The sequence below is a fragment of the Pseudomonas sp. genome, from assembly GCF_049300855.1.
Taxonomy (GTDB): domain Bacteria; phylum Pseudomonadota; class Gammaproteobacteria; order Pseudomonadales; family Pseudomonadaceae; genus Aquipseudomonas.
Window position 1 is genome coordinate 21,830 of the sequence record NZ_JBAQKH010000046.1, and the last position, 16,897, is coordinate 38,726.

Consider the following 16,897-nt stretch of genomic DNA (forward strand, 5'->3'; position numbering starts at 1 on the left):
AAGACCCTGAGACTGCTCACACCGATGAGCGGCACCCGTGATGGAAACAGTATGAACTGGACCTGGTTTCACAAGCTCGGCTCGCCCAAGTGGTTCTACGGCATCAGCAGCAAGTTCCTGCCATGGTTGAGCATCGCAGCGTTGCTGTTGATTGGCGTCGGCGTCGTTTGGGGCCTGGCCTTCGCACCGCCGGATTATCAGCAAGGCAACAGCTTTCGCATCATCTATATCCACGTACCTGCCGCGATGCTCGCTCAGTCGATCTACGTGATGCTCGCGGTGTGCGGTGTGGTCGGGCTGGTGTGGAAAATGAAACTGGCTGACGTCGCCCTGCAATGCGCCGCGCCTATCGGTGCGTGGATGACTGCCGTGGCGCTGGTCACCGGGGCGATCTGGGGCAAACCGACCTGGGGTTCGTGGTGGGTCTGGGATGCGCGCCTGACCTCGATGCTGATTCTGCTGTTCCTGTATTTCGGCGTGATCGCGCTGGGCAATGCCATCAGCAACCGCGACAGCGCCGCCAAGGCCTGCGCGGTGCTGGCCATCGTCGGCGTGATCAACATCCCGATCATCAAATACTCGGTGGAGTGGTGGAACACCCTGCACCAGGGCGCGACTTTCACCCTCACCGAAAAACCGGCAATGCCCGCCGAGATGTGGCTGCCGCTGTTGCTGACGGTGCTGGGTTTCTACTGTTTCTTCGGCGCCGTGCTGTTGCTGCGCATGCGTCTTGAAGTGCTCAAGCGCGAAGCCCGCGCCAGTTGGGTGAAAGAAGAAGTGCAGCACAGCCTGGAGGCCGCTCGATGAGTTTTGCTTCATTCGGCGACTTCCTCGCCATGGGCCATCATGGCCTGTATGTCTGGTCGGCCTACGGCATCTGTCTGGCGGTATTGGCCTTCAACGTGGCGGCGCCGGTTCTGGCCCGCAAGCGGTATCTGCAACAAGAGGCGCGTCGTCTGCGCCGGGAGAACGGCAAGTGAATCCGCTGCGCAAGAAACGTCTGATCATCATTCTGGCCATTCTGGTCGGGGTCGGCGCTGCCGTCGGCCTGGCCCTCAGCGCCCTGCAGCAGAACATCAATCTGTTCTATACGCCGACCCAGATCGCCAACGGCGAAGCACCGCAAGACACGCGCATCCGCGCCGGTGGCATGGTCGAGAAGGGTTCGCTGCAACGTTCGCCGGATTCCCTCGACGTCAAATTCGTTGTCACCGACTTCAATAAATCCGTGACCATCGCCTATCGCGGCATTCTTCCGGATCTGTTCCGCGAAGGGCAGGGCATCGTCGCCCTCGGCAAGCTCAACGCCGACGGCGTGGTGGTGGCCGATGAAGTGCTGGCCAAGCACGACGAGAAGTACATGCCGCCGGAAGTGACCAAAGCCTTGAAAGACAGCGGTCAATCCGCCCCAACACCTGCGAAGGAGGGTTGATCCATGACGTCGGCGATTTTTATTCCTGAGTTGGGCCATCTGGCGATGATTCTGGCGCTGTGTTTTGCGCTGGTGCAGGCCGTGGTGCCATTGATTGGCGCCTGGCGCGGTGATCGTTTCTGGATGAGTCTGGCCCAGCCAGCCGCGTGGGGGCAGTTTGCCTTTTTGCTATTCGCTTTCGGGGCCTTGACCTACGCCTTCATGGTTGACGATTTCTCCGTCGCCTACGTGGCCAACAACTCCAACACGGCTTTGCCGTGGTACTACAAATTCAGCGCGGTGTGGGGTGCCCACGAAGGTTCATTGCTGCTGTGGGCGCTGATTCTCGGCGGCTGGACGTTTGCCGTCTCGGTATTCTCCCGGCAGTTGCCGCAAGTCATGCTGGCGCGCGTGCTGGCGGTGATGGGCATGATCAGCACCGGTTTCCTGCTGTTTCTGATCCTTACGTCCAACCCGTTCAAACGCATCCTGCCGCAAATGCCGAGCAACGGCGCTGACCTCAACCCCTTGCTGCAAGACATCGGCCTGATCGTTCACCCGCCGATGCTGTACATGGGCTACGTCGGCTTTTCGGTGGCGTTCGCCTTCGCCATTGCCGCGTTGATGGGCGGTCGACTCGATGCGGCGTGGGCGCGCTGGTCGCGTCCGTGGACGATTGTCGCCTGGGCTTTCCTCGGCATCGGCATCACCCTCGGTTCGTGGTGGGCGTATTACGAACTCGGCTGGGGCGGCTGGTGGTTCTGGGACCCGGTGGAAAACGCTTCCTTCATGCCTTGGCTGGTCGGCACCGCGCTGATTCACTCGCTGGCGGTCACGGAAAAACGTGGCGTGTTCAAGAGCTGGACGGTGTTGTTGGCGATTGCTGCGTTCTCGCTGAGCCTGCTTGGTACCTTCCTCGTACGTTCCGGCGTGCTGACGTCGGTGCATGCGTTTGCCTCGGACCCTGAGCGCGGCGTGTTCATCCTGATTTTCCTGCTGTTCGTGGTGGGTGGCTCGCTGACGCTGTTCGCCCTGCGCGCGCCAGTGGTCAAGAGTCAGGTCGGTTTCAACCTGTGGTCGCGCGAAACCCTGCTGCTGGGCAACAACCTGGTGCTGGTGGTGGCGGCGTCGATGATCCTGCTCGGCACGCTGTACCCGCTGATTCTCGATGCCCTCAGCGGCGCCAAAATGTCGGTTGGCCCGCCGTACTTCAATGCGCTGTTCATTCCGTTGATGGCGCTGCTGATGATGGTGATGGCGGTCGGTGTGATCGTCCGTTGGAAGGACACGCCGGTGAAGTGGCTGGCCGGCATGCTCACGCCAGTGCTGCTCGGCAGCGTTGCGCTGGCGGTGGTGGCCGGTGTCGCTTACGGCGATTTCAACTGGGCGGTGATCGCGACCTTCCTGCTGGCCGCGTGGGTGTTGCTCGCCGGTGCGCGCGACATCGTCGACAAGACCCGCCACAAAGGCCTTATCAAAGGTCTGCCGACATTGACCCGCAGCTATTGGGGCATGCAGATCGCCCACCTCGGCATCGCTGTTTGCGCGCTGGGCGTGGTGTTGTCGAGCCAGAACAGTGCCGAACGCGACCTGCGTCTGGCGCCGGGCGAATCGATGGACCTGGCCGGTTATCACTTCATTTTCGAAGGCGCCAAGCACTTCGAAGGGCCGAACTTCACCTCCGACAAGGGCACCATTCGCGTGATCCGCGACGGCAAGGAAATCAGCGTGTTGCACCCGGAAAAACGCCTGTACACCGTGCAGAGTTCGATGATGACCGAGGCCGGCATCGATGCCGGTTTCACCCGTGACCTTTACGTCGCCCTCGGCGAACCGCTGGAAAATGGCGCGTGGGCCGTGCGCGTGCACGTCAAGCCGTTCGTGCGCTGGATCTGGTTCGGCGGTCTGCTCACAGGTTTCGGTGGTTTGCTCGCGGCGTTGGATCGACGGTATCGGGTCAAGGTGAAAGCCAAGGTGCGTGAAGCGCTGGGCATGACGGGAGCGGCTGCATGAGACGTTGGTTGATGCTGGTACCACTGGCGATTTTCCTGCTGGTGGCGGTGTTTCTTTATCGCGGTCTGTACCTCGATCCGGCGGAGTTGCCGTCGGCGATGATCAATAAGCCGTTCCCGGAGTTTTCCCTGCCGAACGTGCAGGGTGACAAGCGCCTGACCAAGGCTGACATTCTTGGCAAACCGGCGTTGGTCAACGTCTGGGGCACCTGGTGCATTTCCTGCCGGGTCGAGCATCCGGTGCTGAACAAACTGGCCGAGCGTGGCGTGCTGATCTACGGCATCAACTACAAGGACACCAACGCCGATGCCTTGAAGTGGCTGGCCGAATTCCACAACCCGTACGTGCTGGATATCCGCGACGACGAAGGCTCGCTGGGCCTGAACCTCGGTGTCTACGGCGCGCCGGAAACCTTCTTCATCGACGCCAAGGGCATCATCCGCGACAAGTACGTCGGCGTGATTGACGAACAAGTCTGGCGCGAAAAACTCGCCGCCAAGTACCAGGCACTGGTCGATGAGGCCAAGCCATGAAGCGTTTTTTAGCCGCTGTGGTATTGGGCTTGAGTCTGGCCGGTGTCGCTCATGCCGCCATCGATACGTATGAGTTCGCCAAAGAAGGCGACCGCGAGCGTTTTCGCGAACTGACCAAGGAACTGCGCTGCCCCAAGTGCCAGAACCAGGACATCGCCGACTCCAACGCACCGATTGCCGCTGACCTGCGCAAAGAGATTTTCCGCATGCTCGGCGAGGGCAAGGACAACCAGCAGATCATCGATTTCATGGTCGATCGCTACGGTGATTTCGTCCGCTACAAACCGGCGCTCAATGCCAAGACCGCACTGCTGTGGTTCGGCCCGGCCGGTCTGCTGCTCGGAGGTCTGGTGGTGATCGCGGTGATCGTCCGCCGTCGTCGCGGCCAGCGCGCCGAAACCCCGCAATCGCTTAGCGCCGATGAGCGTCAGCGCCTCGACCAACTGTTGGATAAAAACCAAGAATGATTGATTTCTGGCTTGCCGCAGGGCTGTTGCTTCTGGTCGCCCTGAGTTTTTTGCTGATCCCGGTTTTGCGTGAGCGTCGCGCCCAGCGTGAAGAGGATCGCACTGCCCTGAACGTCGCGCTGTATCAGGAGCGTGTCGCCGAGTTGCAATCGCAACAGGCTGAAGGCGTGCTCGACGCGGCGCAAATGGACAGCGGCCGTGCCGAGGCTGCACGCGAGTTGCTGGCCGATACCGAAGGTGTTGCCGCAGCGCGCGTTTCGCGATTGGGCAAACCGTTGCCGTTGCTGGCGGCTGTGTTGGTGCCGGTGCTGGGCCTGGGTCTGTACATGCACTTCGGTGCTGCCGACAAGGTTGAACTGACCCGCGAATTCGCCCAGGCACCGCAGTCGATGGAAGAAATGACCCAGCGTCTGGAACGTGCCGTCGCGGCGCAACCGGATTCTGCCGAAGGCCTGTATTTCCTCGGTCGTACCTACATGGCGCAAGAGCGCCCGGCGGACGCGGCGAAGATGTTCGAACGCGCGGCCAATCTGGCCGGTCGTCAACCGGAACTGCTCGGCCAGTGGGCGCAGGCGCAGTACTTTGCTGACGGCAAGAAGTGGTCGGCGAAAATACAGGCGCTGACTGATGAAGCGCTGAAAGCCGATCCGAAAGAAGTCACTAGTCTCGGCCTGCTCGGTATCGCCGCGTTTGAAGGCGAGCGCTATCAGCAAGCCATCGATTACTGGAATCGTCTGCTCGCACAATTGCCACCGGACGACAGTTCCCGCGCTGCGCTGCAAGGCGGGATCAAGCGCGCCGCCGAACGTCTGGAGGCCAGCGGCGGCAAGGTCGCTGAGGCACCGGTCGCCGCGAAAGCCGCGCTGTTGAAAGTCAGCGTCAATCTGGCCAGCGAACTGCGAAGCAAAGTGCAGCCGGGCGACAGCGTGTTCATCTTCGCCCGCGCCACCTCCGGCCCGCCGGCACCGCTGGCCGCCAAGCGCCTGACCGTGGCTGACCTGCCGGTGACCGTCGAACTGGGCGACGCTGATGCAATGATGCCGCAGTTGAAACTGTCGAACTTCCCTGAAGTCCAACTGGTTGCGCGCATCTCCCGCGCCGGCCAACCGACGGCCGGCGAGTGGGTCGGTCGCAGCGGGCCTCTGGCCAGCGGCACCACCGCGTTACAAAAACTGACCATCGACAGCCCGGACAAATAGCCGGACACAACAGGAAAGCACCGCCATGCACACCATCGCCCGAATCACAGTCCTCACACTGGCCCTGGGCTTGAGTGCATGTGCGGTGCAACGCCCGGAACCGACCACCAACCTGCCGCCGATTCCGCCGTCGCAACCGAGCCCGACGCCGTCGACCTCGCCAACCCCAGGCAAAAGCATCCCGGCAAAACCGGCCAAACCGGTCCCGCGCACCTCGGCCAGCTTCGCCCCGCCACCGGGCGGCAACAGCCACTGGGATCAGAAACTCGGCGTCTACGTCCTCGACGACCAGCCCAACACCTTCTACCGCCAGCGCACCTACTACCGCTGGAACAACGGCTGGAGCCGCTCGGTCAGCCCCAACGGCCCGTGGGAAGACACCAACATCCACGGCGTGCCGCCGGGGTTGGGCAAGCAATTCGGGCAGTGAATGCAAACGGCGATCCTTGGATCGCCGTTTTGTTGTCTGTCGTTTGAAAATATTCACGGGCAATCGCTAGGTCAGAAGCCCCTGCACATACTCAACAAACGCCCGTGCCTTGGCACTGGCCATTCTCCCGGTTGGAAACACCGCCCACAAATCCAGATCGGGCAGGGTCCAGTCGTGCATGACGGTTTTCACTGCGCCGCTGGCCAGTTCCGGGGCGAACATCCATTCGGAGGCGAGGGTCAGGCCCTGATCGGCCAGTACGGCTTCGCGTACACCTTCGGCCGCGCTGACGCGCAGGCGTCCGCTGATGATGACGGATTGTTTTTCAGAACCTTTGGCGAACTCCCAAGTGGTGCCGCCGCCGAGGTTGTAGACGACCGCCTGATGTTTGCTCAATTCGGCGGGGCAGTTCGGCTCGCCGTGCCTGGCAAAGTAGGCCGGCGTGCCGAGGACCACACGGTGGCAGTCGGCGATCTTGCGCGCGGTCAGGCCCGAATCGGTGAGCGCGCCCATGCGCAGGGCCACGTCGATGCCTTCTTCGACCAGATTGATGTTGCGGTCGTCGAGCATCAAGTCGATGTTCAGTTGTGGATGCTGATCGAGGAAGGCCCCCAGTTGCGGCACGATGTGCAGGCGGCCGAAGGTCACGGCGGCGCTGATGCGCATGTGGCCGCTCAGACCGCCGGCGGTGCCTCGGGCAGCGTTGTCGGCCTCGTCGGCTTCTTCGAGTGAGCGTTTGGCGCGTTCGAAAAAGGCCAGTCCGGCTTCGGTCGGGGTCAGGCCTCGGGTCGAGCGCAGGAGCAGGCTGACGGTCAGGCGTTTTTCCAGATGCGCGATGGTTTTCGATACGGCGGGCTGACCGATGTTCAGGCGCCGGGCAGCGGCGGAAAACGAGCCGGTTTCGACGACGCAGACGAAGGTTTCCATGGCGGCGAGGCGGTCCATCTCATGTCCTTGCGCAATCTTGAGGTTGAACCCCTGTAGGCGAAGGCCTACAGGGGATTTTTGTTGTTGATTAGAATGCGGCTTTGCCGACTGAGGCGCCGCCATCGACAAACAGGGTTTGCCCGGTGATGAAGCCGCTTTGCTCCGAAAGCAGAAACGCAATCGCCGAGGCAATCTCCTCCGGTTGTCCGAGTCGCCCCATTGGCACCCCGGCCAGATAGCGCGCCTCACCTTCGCTGCCCGGCGGATTATTGGCACGGAACAGCTCTGTCTCGGTCGGCCCCGGTGCCACGGCGTTCACGGTGATTCCGGTCTGCGCCAGCTCCAGCGCCCACGAGCGGGTGAAACTGACCAGCGCCGCTTTCGCTGCCGCATACGCCGTGCGCTGGGTGATGCCCAACACCGTCAGGCTGGAAATGTTCACCACCCGACCCCAACCGCGCGTGCGCATTCCCGGCAACAATGCCTGGGTCGCCTGCAACGCGGAATGCAGATTCAGCCGCATCACCTCGTCGAAGGCGTCCAGATCGATATCGCCCAGCGCCTGCGGGCGCACCAGCCCGACGTTGTTTACCAGCCCGTCGAACTCATACGTGCGCGCCAACTCCGCCAGCACTTCGCCCGTCAACTTGCGATCGCTCAGATCCAGCGGAAACAGAATGCCCGGAAAGCTCAAGTCCGGCTGGCGAGCAATCCCCACCACGCGATGCCCGGCGCGGTCCAGATGTTCGGCCAGCGCCCGGCCAATGCCTTTGCTGGCGCCGGTGATGAGGAAAGTACGTCGGGTCATGGCAACTCCAGGGCTTTCAATCGGATCAGCCACGCAATGCATCCAGCATCGCGTCAGGCTCGGGACGCTGAGTGTAATCCGGGTTGACCTCGGCGTAACGAATCACGCCATCCTGACCGATCACATAACGCGCCGGCATCGGCAAGGTCCAGGCCGGATCATCGTTGAAGGTCGGCAGGTCATTGCGCAGATTCTTGTACAGCTCGATCAGGTAGGGCGGCAGTTCGAAGCGCAACCCGAAGGCTGCCGGGACGTCATTGCGCGGGTCGCTGAGGATCGGGAATTGCAGTTCATTGATGCGCTGCGACTTGCGGCTGTTGGCGGCGATCTGCGGTGAAATCGCCAAAAGGCTCGCCCCGTTGTTTTCAATCTCAGGCAGAAACGCCTGCAACGCCTGCAACTCCATGTTGCAGTACGGGCACCAGACGCCACGATAAAACGTCAGCACCAAAGGCCCTTGTGCCAGCCGATCGGCAGACGAGACCGGATGCCCCTCGGGATCTTTGAGGGTGAACAGCGGTGCCGTATCGCCGACTTTCAAGGCTCGACTGGCGGCGCCAGAGGCGATCAGTTCGGCGGTGGCGCGTTCCATCACCGGGTGAATGTCGGCCGGGGCGTTATAAGGCGGTTTGCCAGCCTTGAAGTCGGCTTTGAAGGCATCGAGTTGTGCTTGCAGGGTCATGATCGAAAGTCCTGAAGAAGCGCCGTTAGTGGCTGGTTTCAAGAGTGACCGTCAGGCGCGCGTAGGGGAACGCAGGTGCGGGGCATAGCATTTATGCTCGGGGGGAATGGGTAGGGCTCATCACATTCGGTAAAACAACCGTCCATCGTTCTTTATATTTTCTGTGCTGTTATGCACGAAGTTGAGTACGGAGATCTCGTTGTTCAGGCTCTTCGGCGCGCCAGTAGCCAGTAGCCAGTTGCTCATCCAGCCAGCCCGTTAAAGGAGATCGGTAATGCAATATCCAATTTGTATCGAATGGGGAGACGAGAACACTGCCGTCGGTATTCAGATCCCTGATATTCCTGGCGCCGTTACGGCAGGGGACAGCTTTGAAGATGCCTACAATGCGGCGGTTGAAATCGCCCACATCAGGCTGCAAGAGATTGCGGCGAACGGAGAGTCGATTCCTATGCCGACACCGGCATCCGCCCATCGCAGTAATCCGCAGTTCGCCGAGATGGGCTGGGGTATGCTGAAGCTGGATATCTCGCCGTATCTCGACGAGACCGAAAAGGTCAACGTGACGCTCCCCCTGGCTAAATGAATAACCTGTGGGAGAGCCTGCTCGCGAAGCTTTTGCCACCTTACGCCGTTGCCAATGAACCACGCTGCGAAGCACTCAAAAACCGCAACAACGCCAACAGCGGGAACGCACTGCCGACAATCACGATCCACAACCAGCCGCCATGCTCATACACCGCACTGGCCACCGACGAGCCGAAGGCGCCGCCGATAAAGATGCTGGTCATGTACAGCGCGTTCAGACGACCACGGCTTTTGGCGTCCAGCGAGTAGACCGCGCGTTGCCCGAGGACCATGTTCATCTGCACGCAGAAGTCGAGCACCACGCCGGTCACGGCGAGGCCGATGACGCTATAGGCGGGGTGAATGAACGCCGGCAGGAAGCTCAGGCTGGCAAATATCATCGCCAGCAGCGAGGCGATGCGGGTATGGCCAGCGTCAGCCAGACGTCCGCTGATCGGCGCGGCGATGGCACCGATGGCACCGACCAGCGCAAAAATCGCAATTTCGCTTTGCGACAGGCCATGGTTGCGCGCCAGTTCCAGCGGCACCGCGGTCCAGAACAGGCTGAAGGTAGCGAACATACAGCCCTGATAAAACGCGCGCTGACGCAGTACCGGTTGCTGACGCAAGAGTGTCCACAACGAACCGATCAGCTGGCCATACGTGGCGCTGTGATCCGGCTGGCGCTTGGGCACGGTCAACGCCAGTACCACGCTGATCGCCGCCATCAGTGCAGCGGCAATCATGAACATCGCGCGCCAGCCCAAGTGGTCGGCGACCACGCTCGACACCGGCCGTGCCAGCAGAATGCCCAGCAGCAGACCGCCCATGATCCCGCCGACCACCCGGCCACGGGATTCTTCCGGCGCGAGGTGTGCGGCCAAAGGAATCAGAATCTGCACCGACACCGAACTGAAGCCCACCAATAACGAGATCAGCAGGAACACGTTCGGCTGATCGGTAAACGCCGCCGCCAACAGGCTGGCAATCGCCACCACGGTGGTGATGATCATCAACCGGCGGTTTTCCAGCAGATCGCCCAGTGGCACCAGAAAGAACAGGCCCAGCGCATAACCGATCTGCGTCAGCGAGACGATGAAGCTGGCCATGGTGTCGGAGAGGCCAATGTCCGGTGCGATCAGGCCGATGATCGGCTGTGCGTAGTAGATGTTGGCAATGATGGCGCCGCAGCAGAAGGCGAACAGCAGCACCATGCCTCGGGTCATTGCGTGAGTGGTGGTGGTCATAAGGTTTCTCGATCCAGCGAAAGGGAGTGCGGTGAGGCTAAGGATTAATCCGCAAGGGCAGAAGGCGCCGGCGATTGATATCAGTTATTCCGTTGCGGAATGACCGGGTGCTAGCGGCGTGTCATCCATCGGCGGACCTTGCGTCCGACCGTTGCGGGTCGATGATACATTCACTTACATCCTGTTCGATAGCGTGCTTATGTTTGCATCGGCTTGTTCAACATTCATGACCGGAGGATTGCAATGAAGCTTCGTCTTATCGCAACGATTGTCCTGACTAGCCTGCTCGGTGCGACGAGCGTGCAGGCCGCCGACGCACCGGGGATGCGCCTCGGCGTGCGCGGCGAGATCACCGGGGTCAGCGCCGACACCTTGAAAGTCCACGTCAACAGCGGCGAGAACGTGGTGATTCAGTTGACCGGTGACACCAAGGTCCGCGCCGTTACCCTCGCCAATATCGAAGATATCAAACCCGGCAGCTACATCGGTTCGGCGGCGATGCCGCAGGAGGACGGCACGCTCAAGGCGCTGGAAGTGCATGTGTTTCCGCCGGAGCTGGCGGGCAGTGGCGATGGTCATCGACCTTTCGATCTGGCCAAGGGCAGCAGCATGACCAATGGCAGCGTCGGTGATCTGGTGGTGAGCAACGGCCGGGTGCTGACGGTGAACTACAAGGGCGGGCAGCAGAAGATTCTGGTGCCGGAGGATGTGCCGATCGTCAATTTGATGCCGGGGGATCGGAGTTTGCTGAAGGTTGGGGTGAAGATCGTTACGTTCGTCACGCAGAGTGCGGATGGCACGCTGACGGCGCAGTCGATTTCTGCGGGGAAGGATGGGGTTACTCCGCCGATGTAATTGCCGCTGTATGACCTCTGTGGAAGAGAAAATCCTCCCCATGGTCATATGTTCAACACATCGCCATCCTTCTATTTCGGTATGTCGATGCCCGAGCGTGATCCCAATGTGACTACGGCGGGGCTGCAGCTAAGCCATTTCGAATTGCTTGCTCACATCTACCATAACGGCCTCTATTGGAAAGGTATGCTATTGGCCGTGAAACGCGAGGATTGAAGCTCAGAATATAAGACATGGAGCCTGTACATTCCGGAATCAACCGAATCTCTGCGTCATAATTACCCCGATCGATAGGCACGCTTTGGCTTCAACTGGCCCGGATGGGCCACCCCAAATCTTCTGAGGTTTTAAATTGAAGGACATGCTGACAGAGGAACAAATGCGAATTGCGTTGTTCGGTTCTGTAACCCGTCCTAGCCCGAAAAGGCAAGCAAGTGCCCCTTTGCGGCTCAGTCACCCAGCCCGCGGGCTCACCAAGGGGGAGTAAGTTCTGTCACCCTTTGATATCAGCACCAGTCTTTTGAAAGCGTAGTGGCGCACTTCCTTTTTCAACGGTCTGGGATCCGGCAGGTCCGAGCACTGGAAGACGCAGGAAGAGGCTTGGAGTAAAGCATGTTTTTTGATATGTCATGTTGCTGTCAAGTGACTTAGAATCGTTGAAATCCTGCCTTGCCTGCTTCAGAGCTTCGGGGGATTGTTTGGTCTATGGCCTGCCTTGTCATCGGCCTTAAGTGGGCGCATTAAGATAAACACACGGACGTTTCCCTGGCCCTGCCCAGGCGCTGCTGCCACGAGCATCCAGTGACCAAGCGTTCCTCGCACGAAAACTGAAACGGACTTCAATCCATGTGGCATGACAACGAGACAACGGTCGACTATCTGAACTTTGGCGTCGTGGCTGATGCCTGCGCCAGTCTTCTGCGGCAGAGTCGTGGTGAGCCGATTTCGATAGGTGTGTCAGGTGGTTGGGGAGCCGGTAAGTCCTCTCTTGTCAAAATGATCGCCGCCCGCCTCGAAGCCCCGGTGGCTTCAGCAACCCCGTCACTACCTGCTACCACAGGTGCCCAATCTCAACCCGAACACCGATACGTTGTCATCACCTTCAACCCGTGGCTGTATCAGGACTTCGAAAGCGCTCGCAGTGCATTGCTGCAAATCGTCGGCGATGAAGTGCTGAAGCTGGCGAAGGGTGATGAGACGCTGCTGAAGAAAGCCCTCGACCTTCTGAAACGCATCAACCTGCTGCGGTTGGCGCAGTTTGGGGGGGAGGCCGCAATCACGATTACCACCGGAGTGCCCGTCGGTGCGATCGGCAAAGCGATCGGGAAGGTTTCGGGTCTCTGGAGCGCCTTCAGCTCAGATGGCGACGCGGCTGAGGGGGGAGACAAGAAAGAAGGTGAGTCGCTGGACTTCAAGGCCGATGGTCTGTTGAACCCGGCGAAGCCTCTGTCGCTGCCCAACGAAATCCATGCCTTCAGATCCGCACTTGAAAAGCTACTAGAAGAGCTTGGCATCACCTTGGTGGTGTTTGTCGATGACTTGGATCGGTGCTTGCCGGAGACGGCAATTTCCACCCTCGAATCCATCAGGCTGCTTTTGTTTCTCAAGCGCACGGCTTTCGTGATCGCTGCCGACAACGAATTTATCCACGGTGCCGTGAAGAAGCATTTCGAAGGCACTGGCATTACGAGCGACATCGCTACCAACTACTTTGACAAGCTGATTCAAGTGCCTCTGCATGTACCGCGCATCGGCGTGAATGAAGCCAAGGCGTATCTGGTGCTTCTTCTGCTGGAACGAGAGGCCCGGGCTGGAACGTTCCCACCTGAAAAATTCGACCAAGCCAAAGTGGACATACCGCATAGGTTAGCCAGGAGTTGGCTTGGCGAGACGATCACCTCAGTATTTCTGCATGATCTCGTGGGGACTGATACACGACTTCAGCAGTTGATGGATCTGGCTGAAGGCTTGGCGACCCTGATGTTCAAATCATCCAGCATCAGCGCGAATCCACGGCTCATGAAGCGTTTTCTAAACACGGTTTTTCTGCGTGAGTCACTAGCCGCGCCTCAAGGCATCACGCTGGATATCCCGTCTTTGGCCAAGTGGCATTTGCTGGAGCGTTACAATGAGGATCTTGCCAAAGCGCTCTCTGGGATGGTCAGTTCCGACAATGATGGGGAAATCCGAGAGTTGCTGGACGCCGAGACCATCGCGGCGCAGGGAGGAGATCTACCTAGCCCGTTCAGCAATGATTCCTTCGTGATTGAGTGGCTGCAGCTAGCTCCCCCGCTCGGTGCTCAGGACTTGCGCCCTCTGCTGCACCTGAGTCGTGACACGGCTACGCGAGACTTTGGGGACGACAGCATGACACCAGCTTCCCGGGAGCTGCGCGATGTACTCAAAGTGGCCACCAGTTCGAACGATCAGCTCACGCAAGCCATCAAGCTGGTGGATGCCAACCAGGCTCAGCTTGCGATGGAGAAGGCGTGGCAAGGTACGGCGTCCAGCCGCACTTGGAAATCAAAGGACGAGCTCATCAAGTTGATCGAGCCGTGCAGGGTTTATCCAGCTCTTGGAAAGCGCGCTGCAGCATTGATCAGGCTCGCGCCTGCCAAAATGCTCGGGCCGGGATTCATCCCTCTTTTGGGAGCTGAGCAGTGGGCACATGAAACGCTAACGGCGTGGTTGGAAGACCCTGCAGTGAGTAAACCGACCAAAAATGCTATTGCGGCCGCATTGAAAAACGCCCCTCGACCGGCGCAAAGGGATGGAATCTGATGGGTACCTCTACATCGAGTGGTGGCGGCAAGGCGGGTTCTCCGTTTGATCCGGAATGGTTAGATCAGGGCGATGCTGCCGGTGGCCCCGCGCCAGATGGCGGAGCACCGGATGGTGCTCCAGATGGTGACGAGGGTGTTCCCCAAGATGCACCTGAAAATGGTGAGACGGGCTTAGAGCCCGCCCAAGATCAGGACATTGCGCCAGATCGCAGGTTTATGCCGGCCCGATCAAAGATGGGCAAATACCTGTCTGGAGGTGGTCGTGACGCGCTTCGCGGCGCCGCCAGCGCCATGATCAAAAAGGGGATGGGCGGAGCAGGGCGCGCGAACAACACCATGCGTGGGGTTGCTCAAGGCGCCGGGCAACTGGGATCGTTTCTCGAAGCGGTCAGGGCCGGTACTGACCCTCAAGTAATCGACTGGATTCAGAGGGTTCGCGGCCAGAACCTTTCAGCCAGCGATCTTGCCTTGGAGCTCATCAAGGAAGTCATGCCGGACACCGGCAGTGTCGACGATGAGTCGTTGAGAAACGCCGCCGCCGATGCGTTAGCGCAGCTGTACGAACAAAATCCCAACGTCGACATTTTTCAGCTTGATGACCAACAGATCACGGCGGTCATTGGGTTCACGATCGCCAACGAAGTCTGCAACCGGATGGATCTGCAGTTGGGCCAGACTTATGAAAAGCTCAAGTATTCACCGGTCGAGATCCAGGCGTTTCGTAATGACATCAAGCAATGGGTTCACGGTGAGGTGCAGCGAATCATGGAAGGTCTAGCGGCGCAGAAAGTCGATCCCCAGACTCTTGCGCATAGTGTGCTGCAGACTGCTCTGGAGGTATTTGCAGAATGATCAAGGTCATTTGTACCAGCGTTGCCCGTCTTCCCGCACAACTCGCCGAAGGGGAGCGGGCCTTCACCTATTTCAAAAGCGCCAAGCGTGATGGTGTCGGTACGATCGCCAAGAGTTGGCACGGTTCCTTGAAGCGCAAAGGGTTCCGCCCAAGCCCTGCGGCTTGGGACTTCGTTCAGTTCTGCTTGGCCGTCTGTGCGACCGACCTTTGTGCGATGCGCAGCACAAGTGCTGATGGTTGGACTCGGACGATTGAGCTGAGTGTTGGGCTTCATGAGCCATTGCGATGGAATCCGTGGAAGGAGCAGCTTGAGCAACTGCTGAAGGTTCTGACAGGCGACTATTGGACTCTCGTCTTCACGGATGCAGGCGTGCCACCCCCTCTGGGTCGTTTCACCGCCAAGGATCAAGATTGTGTCTCCTTGTTGTCTGGTGGCCTCGACAGTCTTATCGGCGGTTTGGATCTCGTGGCCCAGGGGCGGCATCCTCTGTTTGTTTCTCAACTGGCTCATGAGGATTCTGAGCGCCAACGCCATTATGCAACCCTGCTTGGTGGTGCCGATGCTCACTATCAGTGGAGTCATGGGATCAGCTTCAAGGGGCCCCGCGAACCTTCGACGCGTGGCCGTTCATTGGCGTTCTATGCTTTCGCCGTGCTGGCCGCGTCTCGGCTTCGTGCCGCGCGCCCCACTATTTACATTCCAGAGAACGGCTTCATTTGCGTGAACCCTCCACTTGTTCCTGGGCGAGTGTCGAGCCTGAGTACTCGTACGACTCATCCTCTGTTCATCAGTAAACTGCAGCAGGTGCTCGATGGTTTAGGGATCGCGGTGCAGTTGGACTTGCCCTATCGGTTCAGGACTAAAGGGCAGATGATGAATGAGTGCTTGGATCAGCCGCGTCTACAGGCGCTGGCCTCCGATACGACCAGTTGCGGACGATTCCGTACTTACAATCGAACTCACTGCGGTCGCTGCGTGCCTTGTATGATCCGCAGGGCTGCTTTCGGTGCTTGGACATCAGGGGCTGATGCAACCCGCTATGTATTCCCAAACTTGGTAGGAAGCGACAAATCCAGCGGGCCAGATGATCCAATGGCTGTAGCATTGGCGGTCCTCACGGCGCGAGATAGGGGTATCGACAGGTTTCTGGGAGCATCACTAGCCTTTGCTCCTATTACCGAACGACCTCAGTACCGATCTGTGCTTACCAACGGGATCGATGAGCTGGAGGCCCTTTTGACCGGAGACGGATTGCTTTGATGGATTTCCACTGCCATCTCGATCTCTATCCCAATGCACGCGAGGTCTTCGCGCAAGCGGTGGAGAAAAACATGTTTACTTGGCTGGTCACTACCAGCCCTCGTGCATTCTCCGCTACCAGCAAAGTGCTTGGCGGTCATGAGAATGTGCTCATCACTCCGGGTCTGCATCCGGAAATCGTCCATGAGCGTTACATTGAGCTCGATACTTTGATTGAGCAGATCAAACACGTAGCTGCCGTTGGAGAGGTCGGGTTGGATGGTTCCAAGCGCTTCCAGCACAGCTACGAAGCTCAGCACAAAGTTTTCACTTCGGTGGTAGCGCAATGCGCCAACGTGGGTGGGCGCGTGCTGAGCATTCACTCGCGCCAGGCCGTTAGAGACGTGCTGGCTGTTCTCAATGAACACCCTGGTTTTGGCACAGCTGTTCTTCATTGGTTTACGGGTACGGCTGCCGAGCTTAGGTCCGCCTCGGAAATGGGGTGCTGGTTCAGCATCGGACCGGCAGCGTTCAACTCGGCATCCGGTAAGGCGCTAGCCAAGAAACTGCCTCGTGATCGAGTCGTTCCGGAAAGTGACGGGCCGTTCGCCCAGGTTAATGGTGCCACGGTCATGCCGTGGAGCGCAGGCCAAACGGCTGAGCTGCTGGCCCAGGCATGGGACGTACCAGTGGGTGAAGTAATAATGGGTCTTGAATTAAATGCTCGGCGGCTGATCGGTCTGATACACGGGGCCGGTTGACTCTGGTTGCGTTCTCACGCTTCTCGTAATACGTGAGGCTTCCCACCAATAATCCAGGCTATGCCCTGCACACACGCAAACCTCTATGTCCTATGCGGAGATTGCGAAAAGGGACTGAGCT

Annotated in this window: 17 protein-coding genes and 1 pseudogene; 14 read left to right on the forward strand and 4 right to left on the reverse strand. The window is 59.4% G+C overall.

Going from position 1 to position 16,897, the window contains the following annotated elements; translation table 11 throughout:
* Nucleotides 1–51 precede the first annotated feature (51 nt).
* The 8 genes from WA225_RS24060 to WA225_RS24095 are packed head-to-tail and all read left to right on the forward strand — an operon-like array spanning nucleotide 52 to nucleotide 6,053.
* Nucleotides 52–807 (forward strand): heme ABC transporter permease, encoded by a 756-nt coding sequence (locus tag WA225_RS24060; protein ID WP_016987487.1) that lies wholly within the window; start codon nucleotides 52–54, stop codon nucleotides 805–807.
* Entirely contained in the window at nucleotides 804–980 is a 177-nt protein-coding gene (ccmD, locus tag WA225_RS24065) for a heme exporter protein CcmD (protein WP_064117388.1), read from the forward strand. Before WA225_RS24060 ends, ccmD begins: the two co-directional genes overlap by 4 nt.
* A complete protein-coding gene (gene ccmE, locus WA225_RS24070) occupies nucleotides 977–1,432 on the forward strand; it encodes a cytochrome c maturation protein CcmE (protein ID WP_034151526.1) in 456 nt (151 codons plus the stop codon). The genes ccmD and ccmE overlap by 4 nt, the downstream gene beginning before the upstream one ends.
* Before the next feature lie 3 nt (nucleotides 1,433–1,435).
* Entirely contained in the window at nucleotides 1,436–3,424 is a 1,989-nt protein-coding gene (locus WA225_RS24075) for a heme lyase CcmF/NrfE family subunit (RefSeq protein ID WP_422609928.1), read from the forward strand.
* Nucleotides 3,421–3,957: a DsbE family thiol:disulfide interchange protein gene (locus WA225_RS24080; RefSeq protein ID WP_422609929.1), complete on the forward strand. Its 537-nt coding sequence runs from the start codon at nucleotides 3,421–3,423 to the stop codon at nucleotides 3,955–3,957. Before WA225_RS24075 ends, WA225_RS24080 begins: the two co-directional genes overlap by 4 nt.
* Nucleotides 3,954–4,424, forward strand: a complete 471-nt coding sequence (locus tag WA225_RS24085; protein WP_422609930.1) for a cytochrome c-type biogenesis protein — start codon at nucleotides 3,954–3,956, stop codon at nucleotides 4,422–4,424. The genes WA225_RS24080 and WA225_RS24085 overlap by 4 nt, the downstream gene beginning before the upstream one ends.
* Nucleotides 4,421–5,623 carry a c-type cytochrome biogenesis protein CcmI gene (gene ccmI / locus WA225_RS24090; protein WP_422609931.1) on the forward strand — a complete coding sequence of 401 codons (1,203 nt, stop codon included), beginning with the start codon at nucleotides 4,421–4,423 and terminating at the stop codon, nucleotides 5,621–5,623. The genes WA225_RS24085 and ccmI overlap by 4 nt, the downstream gene beginning before the upstream one ends.
* 25 nt (nucleotides 5,624–5,648) lie before the next feature.
* On the forward strand, nucleotides 5,649–6,053 hold the full coding sequence (locus tag WA225_RS24095; RefSeq protein ID WP_422609932.1) for a hypothetical protein: 405 nt from the start codon (nucleotides 5,649–5,651) through the stop codon (nucleotides 6,051–6,053).
* A 66-nt stretch (nucleotides 6,054–6,119) separates the two neighbouring features.
* Here the strand turns inward: WA225_RS24095 and WA225_RS24100 are convergent, their stop codons facing one another.
* The 3 genes from WA225_RS24100 to WA225_RS24110 all read right to left on the reverse strand — a co-directional run bounded on the left by WA225_RS24100 (nucleotide 6,120) and on the right by WA225_RS24110 (nucleotide 8,470).
* Nucleotides 6,120–6,998: a LysR family transcriptional regulator gene (locus WA225_RS24100; protein ID WP_422609933.1), complete on the reverse strand. Its 879-nt coding sequence runs from the start codon at nucleotides 6,996–6,998 to the stop codon at nucleotides 6,120–6,122.
* A 70-nt stretch (nucleotides 6,999–7,068) separates the two neighbouring features.
* On the reverse strand, nucleotides 7,069–7,788 hold the full coding sequence (locus WA225_RS24105) for an SDR family oxidoreductase (protein WP_422609934.1): 720 nt from the start codon (nucleotides 7,786–7,788) through the stop codon (nucleotides 7,069–7,071).
* 25 nt (nucleotides 7,789–7,813) lie between these two features.
* Nucleotides 7,814–8,470, reverse strand: a complete 657-nt coding sequence (locus WA225_RS24110) for a peroxiredoxin-like family protein (RefSeq protein WP_422609935.1) — start codon at nucleotides 8,468–8,470, stop codon at nucleotides 7,814–7,816.
* A gap of 274 nt (nucleotides 8,471–8,744) precedes the next feature.
* Here WA225_RS24110 and WA225_RS24115 point away from each other — a divergent pair.
* Nucleotides 8,745–9,044: pseudogene (locus tag WA225_RS24115) on the forward strand (type II toxin-antitoxin system HicB family antitoxin); the annotation flags it as partial.
* A gap of 52 nt (nucleotides 9,045–9,096) precedes the next feature.
* On the opposite strand, the gene WA225_RS24120 reads toward WA225_RS24115, so the two are convergent.
* On the reverse strand, nucleotides 9,097–10,284 hold the full coding sequence (locus tag WA225_RS24120) for an MFS transporter (protein WP_422609936.1): 1,188 nt from the start codon (nucleotides 10,282–10,284) through the stop codon (nucleotides 9,097–9,099).
* A gap of 243 nt (nucleotides 10,285–10,527) precedes the next feature.
* Between WA225_RS24120 and WA225_RS24125 the strand changes: the two genes are divergently transcribed.
* From WA225_RS24125 to qatD, 5 genes are all read left to right on the forward strand, one after another.
* A complete protein-coding gene (locus tag WA225_RS24125; RefSeq protein ID WP_422609937.1) occupies nucleotides 10,528–11,139 on the forward strand; it encodes a hypothetical protein in 612 nt (203 codons plus the stop codon).
* Between the two features lie 846 nt (nucleotides 11,140–11,985).
* Nucleotides 11,986–13,920: a KAP family P-loop NTPase fold protein gene (locus WA225_RS24130; RefSeq protein ID WP_422609938.1), complete on the forward strand. Its 1,935-nt coding sequence runs from the start codon at nucleotides 11,986–11,988 to the stop codon at nucleotides 13,918–13,920.
* Entirely contained in the window at nucleotides 13,920–14,774 is an 855-nt protein-coding gene (locus WA225_RS24135; RefSeq protein ID WP_422609939.1) for a hypothetical protein, read from the forward strand. The genes WA225_RS24130 and WA225_RS24135 overlap by 1 nt, the downstream gene beginning before the upstream one ends.
* Nucleotides 14,771–16,036: a Qat anti-phage system QueC-like protein QatC gene (gene qatC, locus WA225_RS24140; RefSeq protein ID WP_422609940.1), complete on the forward strand. Its 1,266-nt coding sequence runs from the start codon at nucleotides 14,771–14,773 to the stop codon at nucleotides 16,034–16,036. Before WA225_RS24135 ends, qatC begins: the two co-directional genes overlap by 4 nt.
* Nucleotides 16,036–16,776 carry a Qat anti-phage system TatD family nuclease QatD gene (gene qatD / locus WA225_RS24145; protein ID WP_422609941.1) on the forward strand — a complete coding sequence of 247 codons (741 nt, stop codon included), beginning with the start codon at nucleotides 16,036–16,038 and terminating at the stop codon, nucleotides 16,774–16,776. Before qatC ends, qatD begins: the two co-directional genes overlap by 1 nt.
* Nucleotides 16,777–16,897 lie beyond the last annotated feature (121 nt).